General features: G+C 35.6%; 18 protein-coding genes and 1 other RNA gene. 17 read left to right on the top strand and 2 right to left on the bottom strand.

Annotated features, from left to right (window positions below; all coding sequences use genetic code 11):
• From addA to F5ESL0261_RS05105, 7 genes are all read left to right on the top strand, one after another.
• Nucleotides 1-3,645: a helicase-exonuclease AddAB subunit AddA gene (gene addA, locus F5ESL0261_RS05135; RefSeq protein WP_122052401.1), complete on the top strand. Its 3,645-nt coding sequence runs from the start codon at nucleotides 1-3 to the stop codon at nucleotides 3,643-3,645.
• 22 nt (nucleotides 3,646-3,667) lie between these two features.
• Nucleotides 3,668-6,457 (top strand): helicase C-terminal domain-containing protein, encoded by a 2,790-nt coding sequence (locus tag F5ESL0261_RS05130; protein WP_122052400.1) that lies wholly within the window; start codon nucleotides 3,668-3,670, stop codon nucleotides 6,455-6,457.
• The gene (locus tag F5ESL0261_RS05125; protein WP_109586282.1) at nucleotides 6,444-6,926 is read left to right on the top strand and encodes a hypothetical protein; all 483 of its coding nucleotides are present in this window, start codon (nucleotides 6,444-6,446) and stop codon (nucleotides 6,924-6,926) included. The genes F5ESL0261_RS05130 and F5ESL0261_RS05125 overlap by 14 nt, the downstream gene beginning before the upstream one ends.
• Before the next feature lie 67 nt (nucleotides 6,927-6,993).
• Nucleotides 6,994-8,292, top strand: coding sequence for an asparagine--tRNA ligase (asnS, locus tag F5ESL0261_RS05120; protein ID WP_122052399.1), 1,299 nt, complete (start codon nucleotides 6,994-6,996; stop codon nucleotides 8,290-8,292).
• 74 nt (nucleotides 8,293-8,366) lie between these two features.
• Nucleotides 8,367-9,008 (top strand): DnaD domain protein, encoded by a 642-nt coding sequence (locus F5ESL0261_RS05115; protein WP_122052398.1) that lies wholly within the window; start codon nucleotides 8,367-8,369, stop codon nucleotides 9,006-9,008.
• Nucleotides 9,009-9,638 carry an endonuclease III gene (nth, locus tag F5ESL0261_RS05110; RefSeq protein ID WP_122052397.1) on the top strand — a complete coding sequence of 210 codons (630 nt, stop codon included), beginning with the start codon at nucleotides 9,009-9,011 and terminating at the stop codon, nucleotides 9,636-9,638.
• 63 nt (nucleotides 9,639-9,701) lie between these two features.
• The gene (locus tag F5ESL0261_RS05105; RefSeq protein ID WP_122052396.1) at nucleotides 9,702-9,911 is read left to right on the top strand and encodes a DUF3923 family protein; all 210 of its coding nucleotides are present in this window, start codon (nucleotides 9,702-9,704) and stop codon (nucleotides 9,909-9,911) included.
• A 33-nt stretch (nucleotides 9,912-9,944) separates the two neighbouring features.
• Here F5ESL0261_RS05105 and F5ESL0261_RS05100 read toward each other — a convergent pair whose 3' ends face one another.
• Nucleotides 9,945-12,311 carry a transglycosylase domain-containing protein gene (locus tag F5ESL0261_RS05100; protein ID WP_122052395.1) on the bottom strand — a complete coding sequence of 789 codons (2,367 nt, stop codon included), beginning with the start codon at nucleotides 12,309-12,311 and terminating at the stop codon, nucleotides 9,945-9,947.
• A complete protein-coding gene (recU, locus tag F5ESL0261_RS05095; protein ID WP_109586277.1) occupies nucleotides 12,301-12,933 on the bottom strand; it encodes a Holliday junction resolvase RecU in 633 nt (210 codons plus the stop codon). The genes F5ESL0261_RS05100 and recU overlap by 11 nt, the downstream gene beginning before the upstream one ends.
• A gap of 69 nt (nucleotides 12,934-13,002) precedes the next feature.
• Between recU and F5ESL0261_RS05090 the strand changes: the two genes are divergently transcribed.
• From F5ESL0261_RS05090 to F5ESL0261_RS05045, 10 genes are all read left to right on the top strand, one after another.
• Entirely contained in the window at nucleotides 13,003-13,569 is a 567-nt protein-coding gene (locus tag F5ESL0261_RS05090) for a DUF1273 domain-containing protein (protein ID WP_122052394.1), read from the top strand.
• Between the two features lie 91 nt (nucleotides 13,570-13,660).
• On the top strand, nucleotides 13,661-14,101 hold the full coding sequence (locus tag F5ESL0261_RS05085; RefSeq protein ID WP_122052393.1) for a DivIVA domain-containing protein: 441 nt from the start codon (nucleotides 13,661-13,663) through the stop codon (nucleotides 14,099-14,101).
• 26 nt (nucleotides 14,102-14,127) lie between these two features.
• Nucleotides 14,128-14,497: RNase P RNA component class B (rnpB, locus tag F5ESL0261_RS05080), an RNA gene on the top strand.
• Between the two features lie 68 nt (nucleotides 14,498-14,565).
• Nucleotides 14,566-15,690: a class I SAM-dependent RNA methyltransferase gene (locus tag F5ESL0261_RS05075; protein ID WP_122052392.1), complete on the top strand. Its 1,125-nt coding sequence runs from the start codon at nucleotides 14,566-14,568 to the stop codon at nucleotides 15,688-15,690.
• Entirely contained in the window at nucleotides 15,687-16,916 is a 1,230-nt protein-coding gene (locus tag F5ESL0261_RS05070; RefSeq protein WP_122052391.1) for a metallophosphoesterase, read from the top strand. The genes F5ESL0261_RS05075 and F5ESL0261_RS05070 overlap by 4 nt, the downstream gene beginning before the upstream one ends.
• A 12-nt stretch (nucleotides 16,917-16,928) precedes the next feature.
• Nucleotides 16,929-17,270, top strand: a complete 342-nt coding sequence (locus tag F5ESL0261_RS05065) for an acyltransferase (RefSeq protein WP_122052390.1) — start codon at nucleotides 16,929-16,931, stop codon at nucleotides 17,268-17,270.
• A 252-nt stretch (nucleotides 17,271-17,522) separates the two neighbouring features.
• On the top strand, nucleotides 17,523-19,199 hold the full coding sequence (locus tag F5ESL0261_RS05060) for a formate--tetrahydrofolate ligase (RefSeq protein ID WP_122052389.1): 1,677 nt from the start codon (nucleotides 17,523-17,525) through the stop codon (nucleotides 19,197-19,199).
• Nucleotides 19,200-19,207: 8 nt separating this feature from the next.
• Nucleotides 19,208-19,672: a signal peptidase II gene (gene lspA / locus F5ESL0261_RS05055; protein ID WP_122052388.1), complete on the top strand. Its 465-nt coding sequence runs from the start codon at nucleotides 19,208-19,210 to the stop codon at nucleotides 19,670-19,672.
• Nucleotides 19,665-20,576, top strand: coding sequence for an RluA family pseudouridine synthase (locus F5ESL0261_RS05050; RefSeq protein ID WP_122052387.1), 912 nt, complete (start codon nucleotides 19,665-19,667; stop codon nucleotides 20,574-20,576). Before lspA ends, F5ESL0261_RS05050 begins: the two co-directional genes overlap by 8 nt.
• Nucleotides 20,577-21,632: a carbamoyl phosphate synthase small subunit gene (locus F5ESL0261_RS05045; RefSeq protein WP_122052386.1), complete on the top strand. Its 1,056-nt coding sequence runs from the start codon at nucleotides 20,577-20,579 to the stop codon at nucleotides 21,630-21,632.

Raw genomic sequence — 21,632 nt, 5'->3', positions numbered from 1 at the left:
ATGGTTCAAGAAAAAGGAAAAACCTCATTTACAGCCGTTCAAGAAAAAGCTATTAATGATCATGGCCGCGACATACTGGTATCGGCTTCCGCAGGTAGTGGCAAAACCACCGTTCTTGTACAGCGCTTAATGAAAGAAATTCTTTCTGGTGTCAGTGTTGATCAACTGTTAGTAGTTACATTTACAAAAGCAGCTGCAGCTGAAATGAAAAAACGGATTAAAGAAGTATTATCAAATGAAATGCAGAAGTCTTCAAAAAAATCATATCTGAGACAACAGTTAAATTTAATTGATTCTGCTAATATTTCTACGATTGATGCCTTTTGTTTGGATGTAATCCATCGTTTTTATTATGTAATCGACATTGATCCCAGTTTCAGTATACTAACTGACGATTCTCAAGCGGAATTAATGCGTGAAAGAGCATTAAAAGAAGTTGAAGGAGGATTTTTAGAGAAAAAAGACAGGGACTTTATAGCTTTTTATGATAATTTTGCAGGTGACAGGGATGCTGCATCACCGCAAAATTTATTGTTAGACTTATATAATTACGCAATGGCTAAGCCTGATTATCGAGAATGGCTGCAAGGGCTAACCCAAAAATATCAAATGGAAGAAGTAATCAAATCTTCCTTGTGGCAGAAAGAAATTAAACCTTATTTAGTCAATCTTTTCCAAAATCTTGCTGATAAGTTAGAGCATTTTTGTCAAAGTGCGGTAATGGAAACTAAGGATCTGCACAAAGTAAAAGAAACTTTTGACCTGTTTGAAAAGTGTCTTAGCAGCTATTTGCATGATCTGGAAAATGATAGCCCATATGATGAGCAACGAGAAAAATTGCGTGCCTGTGTTTTCAAAAGCGGTATGCGCAGATCAAAAAATTGGGACGAAGATATTGTTGCTTTTTATGATGAGTGCTGTGATTTTAAAAAAGAAGCAAAGGAACAGATTTTAACTACTTTTGTTTCTTTTTATGCTACTGACGAAAAAGAGCAATTGTCTATGATGCAAAAAGGTCAGCAAATAATGGCTGCAATTGTGAAAGCAGAACTGGCACTGATTGACCGTTTTAATCAGTTAAAAAGAGCAGAAAACCTGCTTGATTTTAGTGACATGGAGCAATTAGCATACCAAATTCTCAGTCAAGACACTTCTGCATCCCAAATGGCACGAACCTTTTATCAAAACAAATTTAATGAGATTTTGGTCGACGAGTATCAGGACATCAACCCGCTACAAGAAAATATTTTGCAATTAATTAAAAAAGATGGTCAAAACAATCTTTTTATGGTTGGTGACGTTAAACAATCAATTTATGGCTTTAGGCAAGCTGAACCAAGTTTATTTTTGCACAAATATCAAGAAGCAACCCTTAAAGAAAATCAAGCAAAAGAAGAAAGAATTTTATTGTCGGACAATTTCCGTTCTTCTAAGCCAGTTATTTCTATTGTTAATCAAGTGTTTAAAAATATTTTGACGGATGATTTTGGAGGTATTAATTATAACAATGAGAGTCAGCTGACTTATGGTGCCAAATATTATCCTTCAAACCTTCCTGATGCGACTGAAATACTAATTCATGAAAAAAATAGTGACCAAACTAACCGTCAAGAAGATGATCCTGACGATATTGACTCAGCTGAAATTGCTATGGTTATTAACCGTATTAAAAAATTCGCAGAGGAAAATTTGTTAATTTATGACAAAAATTCGCAAAATAGCAGTCATTTGAGACCTTTTAAGTACAGTGATATTGTTATTTTAACCAGAAGTCGCAGCAATAATCTTGAAATTATGCAAGAGTTTGCCAAAAATCATATTCCGATAATGGTTACCGATGCGAAAAATTATTTTCAAACTTTAGAATTAACTATAATCATGAACTACTTGAGGATCATTGACAATCCAGATCAGGACATTCCTCTTGTAGCTGTATTAAGGTCACCACTTTTTAATTTTACAGAACCTGAACTCAGTACGATTAGAATTCATACGCAGAATGCCAGTTTTTACAACGCTTTAACTTCTTATGTTGCCGTGGGTGACGAACTTAGTCAAAAAGTAAAAGATTTTTTGAATCAACTCGAAGAATTGCGTAAATTTGCTGCAACACATAGAATTTCAGAATTGATATGGAGCATCTATGAAAAAACCAGCCTGCTTGAAATTATGACTTCACTACCTAATGGCAAGCAGCGAAGGGTCAACTTAGAGGCTTTATATGAAAGAGCTGCTTCCTATGAAAGCGCTGGTTTTAAGGGTCTGTATCAATTTATTAATTTTATCGAGCGAATGAGACGTAGCCAAAAGGACCTGGCACAGCCACTTTTAACTAAAGAAGCCGGTAACTCCGTACGCTTAATGACTGTTCATAGTTCCAAGGGCCTGGAATTTCCGGTTGTTTTTTACTTAGGCTTGCAACACCAATTTCAAAAGCGGGATTTAAGCGGCAATTATATTATAAATTCTGGTTCTGTAGGTTTAACTATCAAACTAAAACATTATCGTGCTGATACACTTGTTAAGGCTATTGCAAATATATCCAAGAAGAGACAACTCTTAGAAGAAGAAGCGCGCATTTTATATGTGGGGATGACCCGAGCAAAGCAAAAGTTAATTTTGGTAGCTGATTTAAAGAAATTGCCTGAGACAATTAAAAATTGGCAAAATGAGGCCGATCAAAATGGACGTCTTTCTCTAAACAGCAAGCTTAACGCTTCAAATCCGATGAGTTTGATTGGTCCATCAATCAAATGGGACAAGCTTTTAAGCCAAAAAATTAATGATATAAATTCAGCGTTGGAAACAAGTCAGGAATTGCTTTATATCCAATATCAAGGCGAAAAAGTTCATCTTCAAGAATATACTAGTCCAGAGGAGAACAAAACTGAGGACATTTCATCACTAGAAGGATATACAGAAAAACTGTTTAATTTTAGTTATCCTTTTCAAGATGCCAGTCAGACAACCGCTTATCAATCAGTATCTGAAATTAAAAAAGCGTTTAACGATCCTCTTGATACCGAACTGGAAAATGCGCACCTAATTTCTTCAACTAATCGTTACTTGCGGCCTATAGATACTAAACCTGATTTTCTGTTTAAAACACGGTTTACAGGAGCGGAGATTGGTACTGCAATGCACCTGATCCTGCAATACTACGATTATCATGGATCGGGAGCTATCAACCAGGTTAAAGAAGAAGTGCAGGAACTAGTTGAGCAAAATAAACTTAATAACAATATTGTTTCCAGTTTAGATTTAGAAAAAATAAATTGGTTTGTTCATAGTGATTTTGTAAAGAAATTTTGGCAAAAACCAGAAAACTTGCACCGTGAAATTGAATTTTCGAGTCTGTTGCCAGCCGATAGTCTATTTGATAATTTCAGTGATGCAGACGCAAAAATTTTAATTCATGGTACAATAGACGGTTATTTTACTGAAAAAGATGGCATAATATTATTTGATTATAAAACTGATCATATTGATCAAACTCATTTGGAATTAGCTATCAAAAACATAAAGCAAAAATATTTAGGTCAGCTGCGCCTTTATGAAAGAGCTCTTAATTCTTTTGCTGACAAAAAAGTTAAAGCTAAATACTTGGTTTTGTTAGATGCATGCAAAATAGTTGAATTAAATTAACAGAAAGGAGGGTAATTGCAAAATGAAATCATTCGAGCATACCGTTTTTGCTGTAGTGGATTTAGAAACTACGGGAACACAACGGGAAGAAAATAATCATATCATTCAGTTTGGCTGCGCTATTATTAAGAATATGAAAGTTGTCAAGACTTACTCTTTTATGATTAATCCTCACCGCGAAATTCCGATAGCGGTGCAAAATTTAACCCATATACACAACAAAGATGTGGCTCAAGAAAAAGATTTTGCTTATTATGCACCCAAGATTGTCAAAATCTTGAAAGATACTGTCTTTGTAGCTCATAACGTTAATTTTGACTTGCCATTTTTAAATTTTGAATTAGTGCAGCACGGCTATGAACCACTAACTAATCGTGCAATAGATACGGTAGAGCTGGCAAAAATTGCATTTCCTACTGAACCGTCATACAAGTTAAGCGATTTGACAACTCGCCTGCAAATAAGACATTTAAACCCTCATAAAGCAGATTCTGATGCTTATGGCACTGCTGTTTTATTAATAAAAATAATTGAACGACTTGAAAATCTTCCTCAAGCTACTTTAAATACGCTAAGCTCTTTGGCTCACGGTTTAATACGTGACACTTCCTGGATTTTCACTACCATTGCTGATAACGCACGCAAGGAAAAAAGGCCGTTATCTTCACAATATCAGCAAGTACGGCAAATAATTTTACGAAAACAGGAAAAACTTAATAATGTTGAACATCAACAGTCAAATGTTTTTCCAAAAAGTGACACGGACAAAAAGAAATTATTTAAAAATAAAATTAATTATCGCCAGCCTCAGGTAGACCTCATCAATCGAATTGAACAGTTTTTGAGTAACCCTAAACAGAAAACATTATTGATTGAAGCACCTAACGGCACTGGTAAAACCTTTTCCTACTTGTTTTCATATTCATATCGATTATACACAAATAGAAAACTGGTAATTGCTACTCCTACCAAAGTATTACAAAGGCAAATAATAGAGCAGGAAATTCCGCAATTGCTGAATGTTACCAAGCTGGATTTGAAAGCTGAGGAAGTAAAGGCCAGCAGCCATTATCTTGATTTAGATGGTTTTTATCAAAGTTTGTATCAGGGAACTCCAAATAAACTGACTTTGGTGTTGCAGATGCGCATTTTGGTTTGGTTAACTGAAACTCAGACAGGTGATCTGGATGAATTGCAGCTGACCAATTATCGTGCCCCCTTATTTGCCCAAATTGCTCACCCTGGAGATGCTCGTGTTGGTAGCATTTTTGCCGAAGTTGATTTTTGGAATTTGGCCAGACAAAGGCAAGAGCAGGCTGACATTTTAGTCACAAATCATGCTTATTTAGCCAATCACTATAATGATACAATTTGGGGTCAGAATCCTTACCTCGTTATTGATGAAGCTCATCGTTTTGTTGACAATGTGATTACTTCAAGGAATGACTCGTTTCAATTTGAATCATTGTGGGGACTTCTTAATCACCTGCGCAATTTGCTTTATTATGCTGATGACAGTATATTTAACCAGTATGGCAGTGACGTCCAGTTTAATTTTCTCCTAGAAAAATTAGATCCAGCAATACTTGATTTGATCAAAGTTATTAATCATTTGCAACGTTTGCTCTGTTCAAAAAAGAAAAAAGCTGTCAGTCAAAATACTTTAGCCAATGGCAACTTGCTTCTCAGTTTTAGGGGCAAAGACCTATTTCCCAAGAACAGTCAATTTTTAACTAAACTAGCAGAATTACAGCGAAAATTAGAAGGCATTAGGCAAAATACAAATCAGATCTTATTTAAGCTGTACAATGAGACTGACAGTTCGAATATTGATAGGGATGCTATTTTAAGTGAAGTTTCTGATCAAATCGATCAACTTGATGACTATATTACCAAAAGCTACCAATTATCGGATTTACTTCATAAAAAAGCCTATGTGGATGCGGAAGGGTTTATCATTACCTTGACTAATCCGCAAGATCCTTTAAGTGCCAACTTAAGTTGGTTAATGCTTGACGCAACGCCTGAACTTCATAAAATATATGATCGCTTTGACCATATATCATTTGTTAGTGCTACTTTAACCAGTGGAAAAGGGTTTGATTTTATCATTAAACTTCTTGGCCTAACTGATTTAGCACCGCAAAAGTATATCGGAACCAGTACATTCAAGCTGGCAAAGCATCTTGAAGTTCTGTCTGTGACTGACTTTCCCGACATCAGTGATCCAAAATATGATAAAAGTCTAACCCAGATTTTGGAGAAAGATCTGACAAATAAAAGTCATGTTTTAGTTCTTATGACAAATCTCGAACAAATAAAAAATGTTTTTAGTGCTATTATAAATTCTCCCAGTTTACGTGATTATGAAATTTTGGCACAAGGTGTCTCTGGTTCAAATAACCGGATTATTAAAAGATTTGCAATTGCCAAACAAGCACTTATTTTAGGAGCAGATAGTTTTTGGGAAGGGATTGATTTTCATGAATGTGGCGTTGATTTGGTAATAGCAACTAAATTGCCTTTCGAATCACCGGATTTGCCGGAAGTTAAGTTGCGCCAAAGACAACTTGTTGACAGAGGTATAGATGTTTTCCACGCTGATACAATGCCGCGGGCAATTATTCGCTTTAAGCAGGGGATGGGCAGGCTAATTCGTGGAGAACAGGACAGGGGGCAGTTCCTAATACTGGATTCAAGAATCTGGTCAAAAGATTACGGTTCTGTTTTTCTGGCTGCCGTTCCAGTTAAAGTCAAAAAAACATCTTTAAGTAATATACAGGAAAAGTTAACAAACTATGATACAAGATGATACAAAGCAAACATTTAAATTTTTAGCATGGGTATTTATAATTCTGATCTTTTTATACTTTGCCTTCATTGTTATTTTTTATAAAGCAGGTAATCCCGAACGTTCAGAAATCCGTGAGCTTAATAGAATAGCTGTCGAAAAAACACCTATCAAATATACGGAAAAAAATTATCATTTAAATCGTGGTGTTAATAGCTATGCACTTAAAGGCTTAACTAAGAACCATAGGACTTACTATTTTATCTATTTACCAGGTTCTAAAAAAGCATATCTTTATTCAGCCAGCAAAGGCGTAAATGAAGGGCTTATTCGAAATAAATATAGTGCAAAAGAACCTAACGAAAAAATTACGGAAGTGAATCTGGGCTGGTATAAAAATAAACCCGTGTGGGAAGTAAGCTCTAAAAATATAGTCGGTGAATATCATTATCAACTCTATAATTTTAAAGATGGAAAATTAGTAGGTTAAGTCGCTAAATTGATCAAACTTTGGTATCATTAATTTGATTACGATAAGGAAAGTGGAATAAAAGTTTATGACAGAATTAATTTCAATAGAAGATTGTCGCAAGCATGTTGACCAGGAAGTACGGATGCACGTTTGGTTGACTGACAAACGTTCAAGCGGCAAAATAGTGTTTTTACAATTACGTGATGGTACAGCCTTTTTTCAAGGTGTAGTTCGTAAAAATGCGGTTTCTGATGAAGTGTTTGAAATAGCAAAATCTCTGCATCAAGAAGCAAGTTTTTATATTAAGGGAACTGTTCACCAAGACGAGCGTTCTCATTTTGGTTATGAAATTCAAATTTCCGATTTAAAGCTGATTACAAACAATGAAGGCTATCCGATCGGCAACAAGGAACACGGGATTGAATTTTTGCTTGATCACAGACACTTATGGCTTAGAAGCAAACGTCCTTTTGCAATTATGCGTATTAGAAATACCATTTTCAAAGCTACGGTTGACTTTTTTGAAAATGAAGGCTTTGTGAAATTTGATGCTCCTATCTTTATGCATTCTGCTCCTGAAGGAACTACCGAATTATTTCATACGGAGTACTTTGGTGGAGATGCTTATCTATCACAATCCGGACAACTTTATGGTGAAGTTGGAGCAGAAGCATTCGGTAAAATTTTTACTTTCGGTCCAACTTTTAGAGCTGAAGAATCGAAAACCCGCCGTCATTTAACTGAATTTTGGATGATGGAGCCAGAAATGGCTTGGATGCATCAGGATGAATCTCTTGATTTGCAAGAACGTTTTTTGTCATATGTGACTGGTCAAGTTCTCAAGCATTGTCAATATGAATTAGAAATTTTAGGTCGTGATCCCCAAAAATTAGAGCCTGCAGCACAGGGTAACTATACACGCTTGTCATACGACGATGCAGTAAAGATTTTGCAAGACGATGGACGCGACTTCAAATGGGGTGATGATTTTGGTGCTCCTGACGAAGCTTTCATTTCTGAAAAATTTGATCGTCCATTTTTCATTGTTAATTACCCGACAACAATTAAACCATTTTACATGAAGAAAAATCCTGATAATCCTAAGGAATACCTATGTGCAGATGTTTTAGCACCAGAAGGTTATGGCGAAATCATGGGGGGTTCTGAACGTGAAAGTGATTATGAAACTTTGCTCAAACAAATCCATGAGGCTGGTTTAAATGAGAATGATTACAGCTGGTATTTAGATTTGCGCAAATACGGCAGTGTACCTCATTCCGGCTTCGGTATGGGCTTTGAACGTGTTATTGCTTGGATCTGCAAATTAGATCACGTCCGTGAAGCTATTCCATTCCCGAGAATGATTAATCGTCTAGAACCTTAAATTAAAGCTAATAGTATAGTTAAAAGTTGAACTAAAAAATATTTAGTTCAACTTTTTTAAAGGGAGAGATTAATATGCGCTACAATGATTACCGCTTCATGGGTTTCACTACTTTATCAAACGGGTTACTTGCTTATTATCCACAACTTAATATTGACGATGCAGAAATGATGGTCATTATCCAATTGGAAATGTTTGCCCAAAAAAACAATTTTTTTCCTACCAATGAACAGATTGCGGCTAATACTAATTTTTCTGTTACAGAAATCACTGCTTTAATTCAAAAATTAATTGAAAAAAATTTAATTGTAATTGACCAGATAACTGACAAGAGCGGCATGATTGGAAACAAGTATAATCTTAATGAGTTATATGATAAACTGGACCAACTGTTGGAAAATAAAATTTCTTCTGCCAATAAAAAAATGCCTGCTAAAAAGGCAGAAACTGCTGTTGATAACACCCCGTTAAATCAATTAGTAAGGCAGTTTGAAATTGAATTTGGTCGTTATTTAAGTCCAATAGAACGAGAAGAAATTTCTGCCTGGCTCAATGTAGATCACTACGATCCAGCTATTATTAAGTTGGCTTTGCGCGAAGCTGTCTTATCTCAAGCATATAGCCTAAAATACGTTGACCGTATTTTGCTGAATTGGCAAAGACATAACTTAAAAACAAGTAGTGATGTTCAAAAGTTTTTGAGGAGGAACCGCTAAATGAAAGCAGAAAAATTACTTAGTAAAAATGAAGCCAGAAAAGTGTTAGAGTGTATCAACCGAATGTATCCTGATGCCAAAAGTGAATTAGTTTGGGACAATAACTTTCATTTGTTATGTGCTGTCTTAATGAGTGCTCAAACAACAGACAAGATGGTAAATCGAGTAATGCCAAAATTTATGAAAGATTATCCTGAACCTAAGAATTTGGCCGTGGCAACAATTCCAGAAATAGAAAATCATATTTCCCAAATTGGGCTTTACCATTCAAAAGCTAAGCACTTAAAAGAAACAGCGGAAATTCTAGTTTCAAAATATGATGGTAAAATTCCAAAAGATAAAAATAAATTAATCTCTTTGCCGGGAGTCGGTGAAAAAACTGCTAATGTTGTTTTAGCAGAGGGATTTGGAATTCCTGCGATAGCAGTCGACACACATGTATCGCGAATTTCTAAACGATTTCATATAGTGCCTCAAAATGCCAAACCTCTTGAAGTAGAAAAAAGGTTAGAAGAAATCTTACCAAAAGACGAATGGATTCATACACATCACGCAATGATTTTATTTGGTCGCTATTCCATGACAGCGCGTGATAAAAATGATCCCTACAGTTATTTAATAGAAAAATAGTGTTTAAAAAATAAAAGTTTAGTATAATTTCTTTATCAAAATAATATTAAAGGAGACTATACTATGAGTGGTTGGCAAACGACTAATTTTATTTTAGCAATTTTATTTTTGGGTTTTGCTTTATTCTTATGGCTTCGTCCATATGATGGAACTGGCGTTCCTAATACTATGTATGTAAAATTGATTTCCTTAACTGTTTTAACAATATTTTTTGCCGTCATTTTTTTAATAGAATTCATTTTTTACCTTATACTGAAAAACAATAAAAAATAAAAACGTCGAAAAATCTTTCGACGTTTTTATTAGTTAATGTTCATTATTTTCATTATTAGTTGAATTGTTGCTTTCTCCTCCAGGTTTGTTAGGTCTTTGTTCTTGATCAGAACTGCTACCTGAATCAGAATTGCCAGATTCATTATTTTGACCTGAATTTTGTGAATTATTTTCACTAGTATTGTTTTTATTCTTGTCTTTTGCATTTTTCGCTTTTCTTTGATTTTTATCAGGTTGCCTAGTTGAGCCATTTTGATTGTGATGAACAGAATATCTTCCCTGAGTATTAGTTGAAGATGAATCATTAGTGTTAGTTTTTTCATCATCTTCATCATAATCGCTGCTGTCATCAACAATACCAATAGGAGAATGGCCACGAACAAACAACTGCCATTCACCTGTAGATGATACCTCTGGTGGATTTGAGTTTTTAGCGATTTTAGCCCGAATCACAGAGTCAGGTTTTTGCCAATCAACATTTTCTTTATTTCTCATTAAATAAGTCATCATGTTCTTATAAAAAAGCTGTGCAGATTGTTGACCAACACCAGAAATAGTACCATCTTTCAGATTATCATAGCCCGTCCAAACACCAATTGAATAGCTAGGGGTGTAACCCACAAACCAGGAGTCTTTAGGTGTTGCAGCGTATGCTGGGTATCGTGCCAAATCCTGTTCTGAATATTTAACAGAACCAGTTTTCCCAGCATGATATAAACCTCTAATCTGTGCGTTGGTTCCAGAGCCGTGTTTAATTACTCCCTTCAGCATGTCTGTAATCATATAGGCAGTAGCCTTGCTCATCACTCGAATGCCTTCAGAGTCATAATTTCTGGTAAGTCCATCAGGAGTTTCGATTTTAGAAACAAATTGCGGTTTATGATAGATTCCCATCGTAGCAAATGCACTAAAAGCACCGGCCATCTGCAGGCTTGACGCATTTGCACCAATTGCCACTGACAAGCCTGAGTCCTTAGGAACATTGATATCCATTTTCCCAGCAAATTTTGCTGCTCGTTTAACACCAACTTCTCTCAAAGTTTTGACTGCAGGAACATTACGTGACTGTTCCAAGGCATGTCTCATTGTCATCATGCCATCATATTTATTATCCCAGTCATAGAGTTGCACATTCGTTCCTGGATATACATACTTGCTGTCATCTAGCATTTTTGCTGTTGACCAATTTAGATATTCAATTGCCGGACCATAATCTAAGACCGGTTTTATTGAAGAACCAGTAGATCTAGTGGTTTGTACTGCACGATCTAAACCCAATTGAACTGAAGAGGGCAGGTGCCTGCCACCAAGTATAGCTACTACGTGACCGTTACTTGGATCGACTACGGAAGCCCCAATCTGCATCTTGTCATTTGTGAAAGGAACCTGACCATTATTAGCCAGTTGATAAAGTTTCTTTTGAGCTTTTTGATCCATATTAATGGTAATCTTTAAATTGTCCCGAAAAGGATCAAAGCCTTTAGCTCTGACTTCGGCAATTGCTTCCTTTACATAGGGATCATTAATTTTGCGTAAGTTAGATTGCTTACGCTGATTATGAAGTTTTAAACCCTTTTTTATACTTTCTTTCCTAGCTTCATCATACTGCTCCTGAGATATTTTTTTATTGTTTAACATTGCTTTTAGAACAATATTACGCCTATATTTTGCATATTCTGGGTAGGTATAAGGATTATATACTGTTGGTCTATTAGGCATTCCCGCAAGCATGGCTGTTTGCGCTAAGTCCAGATCTCCGATCTTTTTGCCATAGTAATAGTTAGCAGCGGTGCCAATTCCGGTATTACCATAATTCATATATACCTTATTGATATAAAATTCTAAAATTTCATCATGGCTGTATTCTCTTTGGACTCTCATAGCCAGCCATGCTTCCTGAGCCTTTCTGCGTAAAGTTCTTTGAGAAGCAGCAGTTGAAAATTTTGTCAGTTTAACTAATTGCTGGGTTATTGTAGAACCACCTGCAGAAATGCTTTTGCTTTTAGCATTAGTTAACATTGAACCCGCAATTCGAATAGGATCAATTCCCAGCTTGTCTCTGTAGAAGCGCTTGTCTTCAACTGATACAATAGCATCTTTTAGCAGTTGCAAATCCTTGCTGTCCTTGACGTATAATCTTTTTTCAGTACCAAGGGACATGATAAATTTGCCATTTGTATTGTATAATCCTGACGAACCACCACTTTCAAGATCAGCTCGACTAATGTTTGGAGCATCTTTAGCATAATAGGCAAACAAACCTACGCCAGCTACCAAAATTAAAAAAACACCTAAAAATGTCCACTTAAGTATTCGACGCCACAATGGTTTAGGCAAACTTTGCCGGTAATTCTTACGTGATTCACGTCCATTATTTGAGTTTGAATTTTTATTTGTCATCGTGTATTTTCCTATCCGAGATAAAAGAATCTATAGCTTTCAGGTATGGCAGAGTAGGTTGAAAGCCACTCTTAATCTCTATTGACCAATCCTCGACTTCTTTTAAGGTTAATGAACTTTTATCTTTAGTCCACCAAGCTTTTATTATTGCGCTTGCCGGAGTTACAAAATAGCGCTTTAAGCTTGTAAATCCTATTATTGTAAAGCATATTCCTTTTTGCTTCAAGCATTCTGCCAAGTGAATTATTTGATGCTCGTGAAAATTTTTTAAAGGAAAATTAGTTTTATTTTTGGTCTCTTTTGCTTCAAAGTCCAAGTAATAACCTTTATAAACCCCATTATAATCCGTAGTAGATTCTTGGCGAAAATAGGCCTCCTTTATTACTGCACGTGACCTTTTAGGGTAGTCTACCTTAACGATTTGAACTGGCGTTGGCTTTTTATGCACCACTGCGATTTCTTTTGTACGATAATATTTATTAGATTCATTAATCATCTGCTCAAGGTTCATCCCTCGGTCAGAAAAATTAATATTTTTGTGTCTTCTTTTTTGGTGCTTGGCTTGAGAAGTATAATTTGATTTGCGAAAAGCGGCAGAACTGCCTGTTGGATATTTGACCATAAATATCACTCCTGCTAGCATTATAGCAATAAAGAAAAAGTTTTTGAACAAGGAGCTATCTGTTTCATTATGCAAAGATTGTGGGTAACTGGATATCGTAATTATGAGCTTAATACATTTGGAGACAAAGACCCCAAGATAAAAATTATTAAACTGGTTCTAAAAAAACATATGATCAGCCTTATAGAAAATAACCAACTTGACTGGGTAATAACTGGAGCTAATTTGGGTGTAGAGCAGTGGGCAAGTGAGGTCGCAATCGACTTGCGACAAAAATATTCTTTAAGGGTTTCTATCATTGTTCCTTATGAGGAATTTGCCAGCAGATGGAATGAAAATAATCAGGAAAAGTATCTCACTTTAAAACAGAAAGTTGATTTTTTTGCTTCCACTTCAAGAGAAACTTTCCAAAATCCTGTTCAACTGCGCAATTATCAAAACTTCATGCTTATGCATACCGATAGAGCCCTAATGATCTACGACCCAGAAACCCCTGGAAAGCCCAAGTTTGATTATAATTTAATCAAAAAATACCAAGAAACGACAGAATATCCGTTAGAATTAATTGATTTTTACGATCTGCAGGATGAAGCAGAGGAATTACAAGAAAATCAAGATGACGAATTTCGCGAATAAGATAACTTTGTTTTAAAATTAACATTTTAGTTTTAAGCCAGTCCAGTTTTTGCTAGAATAAAAGTGATATAAAAAGGAGTTGTATATTATCATGGCAGATTTAAATGATATTCAACTATCCACTAAGGATATTTTAAAAAAACAATTTAGAACAAAAGTTAAAGGTTTGGATCCAGACGAGGTCGATGCTTTTTTAGATAAAGTAATTGCTGATTACGATACATTTGAACAAATTATTGAAGATCTTTATGGTCAGATTGGCAAGTTGCAGGGAGAGTTGATGGACGATCGACATAAAGAAGATTCTATTCAAGAACAAAAGACCCGAAGAGTCAGTCCAGTTGCTACTCAGGAATCAGTGCGAACTTATACACCGACCCAAGAACGTTCTACTCAAAGTTTTAGTCCAACAAATGAGGCAGATTCGCAAAAAGAAAATTCTACTAATATGGCTATCATTCAACGCATTTCGACTCTAGAACGGAAGGTATATAATTTGGAACAGCGAGTTTATGGGTTACAAAAAGAGTAAGCTTTGATATAATTTTTAATGGTGCAAATTTTGAGCAGTCGCGGTTTGATCTTGAAAAGGTCAGGCTGAGGAAAGTCCACGCACGCACGAGCTGCGATGCTTGTAGTGTTCGTATTTAGCCCAATAAGCTAAAGAATTTACAATTACGGCGAAAAAAGTGCTAAATCACTATTATGACATGCATGAATATTCTGAAAAGTGCCACAGTGACGAAGCAGAGGCGGAAACGCTTCTGGTGGAACGAGGTAAACCCTGCGAGCGTGCAACCCAAACTTGGTGGGGGCGTTTCAATCTAAGGAAATGAACTAAAGATTGGATTGCTGATATTTAGCAAAGATAGATGGCTGCTGAAGGTATTTATGCCACAAATACCTGAACAGAACGTGGCTTACAGAAATTTGCATTGGCAGCGTTGAGCTTTTCAAAGGGCTCAACGCTTTTTTTAAAGAAAAGAAAGAATAAAGATGGAAAAATATCAATTATATACAACTATGGGCGTTGGGTTTGAAAGTGTTGTTGCCAAAGAACTGCAGGCAGTGGGCTATAAAACGCACACTGAAAACGGGAGAGTCTTTTTTACCGGTAATGAAACTGATATTGTCAAAACCAATCTCTGGTTAAGAACAGCAGACCGCGTTAAAATTTTACTAAAGGAATTTAAAGCCACGGATTTTGATACTCTTTTTAACCAAGTATATGAAATTGATTGGGCAGAATTACTACCTGTTGACGCTAAATTTCCTGTGAAAGGCAGATCAGTCAGGTCTAAATTACATTCTGAGCCAGGCATTCAATCAATCGTGAAAAAAGCGATTGTTAACAAAATGTCCGATCAGTATCATCGTCGCGGCTTCTTGCCGGAAAACGGTAATGAATATCCTCTTGACATTCATATAAACAAAGATATTGCAAGGCTTTCGTTAGATACAACTGGGGCCAGTTTGTTTAAAAGGGGTTACCGCATTGAACATGGGGGAGCTCCTCTGAAAGAAAACTTTGCGGCAGGATTATTAAAACTAACTCCATATGATGGCAGTCATCCCTTAATAGATCCAATGACTGGTTCTGGTACTTTTGCTATTGAAGCAGCCTTAATAGGAAAAAATATTGCTCCAGGAATTTGGCGCCAATTCGCCTTTGATGGCTTTGATTGGTTTGACAGCACTATTCATAATGAACTGGTAGCAGAAGCAAAGAATAAAATCAAACCACTTGAACAACCTATTTGGGCGTGTGACATTGATCAGTCTATTTTAGAAATTGCAAAATTAAATGCGAATAACGCAGGTGTATTACAAGATATTTATTTTAAACAGGTTGCGGTAAAAGATTTTGCTACGGATTTACAAAATGGGGTTATAATCGCAAATCCACCATATGGTAAAAGGCTGAAAGATCGAGAATCTGCCGAAAATCTTTATAAACAGATGGGCGACTCACTTCTAAAATATGATAGTTTCAGTCAGTATTATTTAGTCGGAGATCCTGCTTTTGAAAAATTTTTTGGAAAAAAAGCTACAAAAAAGCGAAAACTATTTAATGGCAATTTAAGAGTAGATTTTTACCAATATTGGGCAAGAAAAAAATGATTACTGAAAAATCAAATACAGAGTTTTGGGTTATTACAGACACTCACCTAATTGCTGATAGCTTGCATGATAATGGCCATGCATTTCAACTTATTCAAAATACTAGTCAAGGTAAAGATCTGGCTTATCAAGAAATAGCTCTTCGAGCTTTTACTGATTTTGCTAATCAAAAGAAGCCAGCCGCTATCATCGTTACTGGAGACGTAACTTTTAACGGAGAACTTATTTCTGCACAAAAATTTGCGGAAATATTTAGTCGTTTAAAAGCAACAAAACTATTGGTTTTACCTGGGAATCATGATATATATGATGGTTGGGCGCGTGCTTTTAAAGGTCCAAATCAACTTTATGCTCACCAAATAAGCCCAAGGGACTGGCAGGAAATATTTAAAAGCTCATATGACTGCGCACTGAGCATTGATCCTGATTCATTAGCATACAGTGTTCAATTAAATCAGCGTTACCTTTTATTGCTACTAGATTCCAATATTTATGGTAAACATGAGGCAAATGGTGCCCCTGCTACTGAAGGACAAATAAATGAGGAACAAATTATCTGGCTAGAAAAACAGTTGGAAAATGCTAAAAGAAATCATCTGAGACCCCTTCTATTTATGCATCATAATCTATATGCTCATAATCCGGCAGTAAATCGTGGCTTTGTCCTAAATAATGCTCAACTTTTACGTCGCCTGTGTGAGGATTTCAACATTAAAGTTGCCTTTTCTGGTCATATACATGCTCAAAATATAGTTGGACCATTAGAAAGAACACCTACGATAGAAGTGGTCACCTCAAGTTTTTGTTCATATGACCAGGGATATGGGGTAATCAAGGTAAGACCAGATAATATTAAATATCAGCGTCATACATTTAACATGAAACCATTTTTGAATAAAAAAGAGCTGGAAGATCAGAATTTAGCCCATTTTCACCATTATTTGAAGGAAATTCAAATAAAAAATTTAAAAGGAAATTCAAATAAGAAAGATAATTCTCATGATGAACAATCTGAGCTTTTGCAAAAGGTAAATCATTTGTTCATAGAAATGAATTATCAGTATTTCACTGGTCACAATCACATCGAAAAGAAGCAATTAAAAAAATTATATTCTTCTCCGGAATTTAAAATTTTAGTTAATCAAAGACCTCGTTTTAGCAATTACATGAAAACTTTATTCGATACGACTGATCATAGCAATCTTGAAACCGAAATTTGGTATTGAAAAGGAGCCTTTATGAGAAAAAAACATTTCATTATTTTAGGTCGCAGTGGATTAATTTATTTTAGCTGGGTATTAATAGTTCTTTTTTTATGTCTTATTTTCTTATATGAAAGTACAAAAGTTTTCAACTGGCCGGCTTTAATTTGCGCCTTGCTTTTCTTGATATTATTAGTTCATACTTACTTTAATTCATATTGGACCAACGAAATATTTAAGTTGCCATTTCGTGCCAAGGCAAAATTGACATCTGAACCAACAATTATTTTGGACTGGCAGCTGCTAAAAATTTATAAAATCAAAATTACTGAATTTGGTCAGTATTACTTATTAAGATTTGAAAAGAAAAGCAGGTAGTTCTTGAAGTGACACCCAAATTTGTCCTATTTTAGGGTTCACATCATCTCTGCCTGTTTTTTATGTCAGTTAAAAAATAAATTTAGCGTAATTCTTAATTTGTGACTGGCAATGCATAAAAATTGCTTAATGTTTGTTATAATGACAATTGATTAAACAAAAGGTGGGACCTAAATTCTAATATGAAAAGGATATTATTTAAAATGAAGAGTTAGATTTATGAATTTACATTTATAGAAAGAGGCATGCGCAATGAAATCAGATATTCAAATTGCACAAGAAGCTCACGCATTACCTATTAATGAAATAGCCGCAAAAGTTGGCTTAAGCGATACTGACATTGAACCTTATGGTAACGACAAGGCTAAAATTAACTGGCAGGCAATAAAACGTACCATGGCAAACCAACACCTTGGTAAACTTATTTTGGTTACCTCTATTTCACCTACTCCTGCTGGGGAAGGCAAGTCAACTATGACGATTGGCTTAGGAGATGCCATAAACAATCAGTTACATCAAAAGACCATGATTGCTTTAAGAGAACCGTCAATGGGGCCAGTTTTTGGCTTAAAGGGCGGAGCAACTGGAGGAGGTCAGGCACAAGTAATTCCAATGGAAGATATTAATCTCCATTTTACCGGAGATATGCACGCTTTAACCGCCGCTATTGATACTTTGGCAGCACTAGTAGACAATTATATCTATCAGGGAAATGAACTTAAGCTAGATCCTGAGAGAATCCTTTTAAAGCGCGGAATTGATGTGAATGATCGCAGTTTAAGAAATATTACTGTCGGACAGGGTTCAAAGTTTAATGGTGTTGAGCATAAATCCAGTTTTGCAATCACAGTTGCCAACGAATTAATGGCGATTCTGTGTTTGTCGACTGACATCAATGATTTAAAAAAGAGAATTGGATTAATGCTCGTTGGTTATACCATTGATGATCAACCTGTTTTCGTTAAGGATCTTGGGTTTGAAGGTGCAATTGCCGCTCTTCTTTCCAATGCTTTGAAGCCCAACCTTGTACAAACTATTGAGCATACTCCTGCTTTAGTGCATGGTGGCCCATTTGCCAATATTGCTCATGGCGCAAACACAGTCATGGCAACAAATTTAGCTTTACACCTAAGCGATTACGTATTGACTGAAGCCGGATTTGGTAGTGATCTGGGTGGTCAGAAATTCATGGACTTTGTTTCTGAACATCTCGATAAAAAACCAGATGCCAGTGTAGTTGTAGCTACTGTCCGTGCCTTGAAATATCAAGCTGAAGGGACTACTGAGAACTTAAGTAAAGAAAATCTGTCTGCTTTACGCGACGGTTTTGAAAATCTTAAGAGACATATGAATAATATGCGTAATTATGGTATTCCAGTTATTGTTTTGATTAATCACTTCACTACAGACTCTGAAAATGAACTTAATCTTTTACAGAAACTGATTAAAGAACAAGGAATTGACTCTGTTGTGGTAGATTATCATGAACAGGGATCAAAAGGTGGCATAGAAGCAGCAAAAGCAGTCCTTGATTTGGCAAATTCTCAAAGTGGTCATCTTATTCCGACTTACCAAAAAGATGATGACGTTAAAACTAAAATTGCAAAAGTTGCGCAAAAAATATACCATGCCACACGAATAGAATATAGTGAAAAAGCGGAAAAAGATATTCAAGAACTGGAAAAAATGGGGAAAGATAAGTTGCCGGTAATTATCGCCAAGACACAATATTCATTCACTGATAATCAAAAATTATTAGGTGCTCCGACTGATTTTACTTTACACGTTAAAGGCGCTAGTTTAAAAAATGGAGCAGGCTTCATTGTCATAACTACCGGACATGTTTTAGACATGCCTGGGTTACCTAAGCATCCCGCTGCATTAGATATTGATGTTGACAACAACGGCAAAATAAGTGGCCTTTTTTAAGAATAACAATGCAATTTATATATTTAATTATTTCATTATTAGTAGTGATCTCCGATCAGACTTTAAAGTCTTTTATTGCTGGTAACTATAAACTGGGGGAATCTGACCAGGTTCTTCCTCATATTTTTTCATTTACCTACGTGCAAAACGAAGGTGCTGCTTGGAACATTCTTCCGGGTCAAATGGGACTTTTTTATCTAATTAGCATTATAGCCATCATAGTATGTTTATATTATCTGTTTATTAAAAAATTCCATAGCAAGCTTTTCAGTACTGGAGTTGCATTGGTTCTTGGGGGAATAATAGGTAATTTAATTGACAGGATTCATCTAAAGTACGTCATTGACATGATCCAAGTCGATTTTATTCAGTTCAATATTTTTAACATTGCCGATTCTGCAATAACAGTAGGGATAATATTAGTTTTTATTTATCTTCTGTTTTTTGATGAAAGCGAAAAAAATAATGCCTGATAAATATCAATTAGTAATTCAGGAGGAAAAAGGTAGAATCGATAAAGTGCTTGCAACTAAAATTCCATCCTTATCGCGCTCAAGGATCCAAGAATTAGTGCAAGATAAAAATATTTTAGTCAATAGCAGAGCAGTTAAAACTTCTTATAAGGTACAAAAAAATGATTTAATTTCAGTTAATGTACCGAAATTAAAACCTTTGGCAGTAGTTCCAGAAGATATACCGCTTGATATTATATATGAAGATCAAGATGTAATAGTTGTTAACAAACCTCAAGGTATGGTAGTTCATCCGGCTGCTGGACATCCAGATCACACTCTTGTCAATGCTTTGCTGTTTCATACAAAAAATTTAGCCGAAAGTCCTGAAGGCTTTCGGCCGGGAATTGTGCATCGAATTGATAAAGACACATCTGGTTTATTGATGGTGGCCAAAAACGCTTTTGCGCGTGAAAGCTTAGAGACACAATTAGCACAAAAAACAAATAAAAGACTTTATTTAGCAATAGTCCACGGGAATTTTTCTGAAAAATCTGGAACAATAGAAGCTCCGATTGGTCGAGATCATTATAATCGTAAAAAAATGGCTGTAGTCGAAAACGGTAAAGATGCAGTCACTCATTTTACTGTTCTAGAACAGTTCCCAAAATATAGTTTAATAAAATGTCAGCTTGAAACAGGGCGTACACATCAAATTAGGGTGCACCTAGCGTATATTGGACATCCGGTTGCAGGGGATCCATTGTACGGGCCACATCATACCTTAAATGGTAATGGTCAGTTTTTGCATGCTCAGGTTTTGGGATTTGAACAACCACATTCAGGCAAATGGCTGGAATTTGAAGTGCAACCTCCACAAATTTTCCTGCAACAATTGGCTGACTTAAGAGAAAAAAGTGATTAAATGAAACGATATTTAGTTCTGGAAAATGGTCAATCATTTCCGGGAGAGGGATTGGGAGCTTCAATAATTTCTACAGGTGAATTAGCTATTCAAACTGGTAATTTTGGTTATCAGGAAGCTTTAACTGATCCAACAAACACAGGTAAAATTTTAGTTTTTACTGCTCCTATGATCGGTGGCAATGGCATTAACGCAATAGATTATGAAAGTATTAATCCAACTGTAAAAGGAATTATTGCCAATGATGTAGCTCAAAATATTTCAGATAGTGAAAACTTTCAAGATTTAGCTTCTTTTTTAAAGGAAAAAAACATACCGGCTATTTATAATGTTGACACCAGGGCTCTAGTTCATCTTTTAAATAAAGAGAAAACCATAAAAGCCTCAATCATGGACACAAACGACGAACATGCTTTTGATCAAATCAAAGCTTTAGTTTTGCCTAAAAACAAGTCTGCCACTGTTTCAACTAAAAATGCATATGCGGTACCTAACGTCGGTAAAACTGTGGCTATTATCGATCTGGGATTAAAGCATTCTATGCTTAGAGAATTATCTTTACGAAAAGTAAACGCTACTGTTTTACCTTATAATGTGTCAGTACCTGATATTAAAAATTTGCGACCGCAAGGAATTATTATTTCTGGTGGTCCAGGAAAAGTAGACGAACTCAAAGAGAATCTTAATCCTATTCTGGCAGCTTTTTATAGAAAAATTCCTCTTTGGGGAATTGGTCTGGGCTTTTTAGCCTTAAGTGAATTTCTTAATTTTGAATTAGTTGCTTTACCTCAATCATATAATGGCATTAATTATCCAATTATTGACCAAAATACGAATGTGATTTGGCAAGTGGCGATGAATATAGATCAATTAGTGTTGCCAAACAGCGTTCAATTTGAAATGGAAAAAGAATTATACGATCTCCACAGTGAGTTATTAGCTGGTTACAGTAATAAAGCCAATAAGGTAATTGGTACAGCTTTTAATGCTGAGGGTGCTCCTGGAAGTCTTGATGCTCTTCCTATTTTTGATAGTTTTGTAAAGATGATGGTGTAA

It is taken from the genome of Lactobacillus sp. ESL0261 (genome assembly GCF_003693025.1).
GTDB lineage: Bacteria > Bacillota > Bacilli > Lactobacillales > Lactobacillaceae > Lactobacillus > Lactobacillus kullabergensis.
The sequence above is the reverse complement of the archived record's forward strand: the minus strand, read 5'-3'. Positions and strand labels throughout refer to the sequence as shown.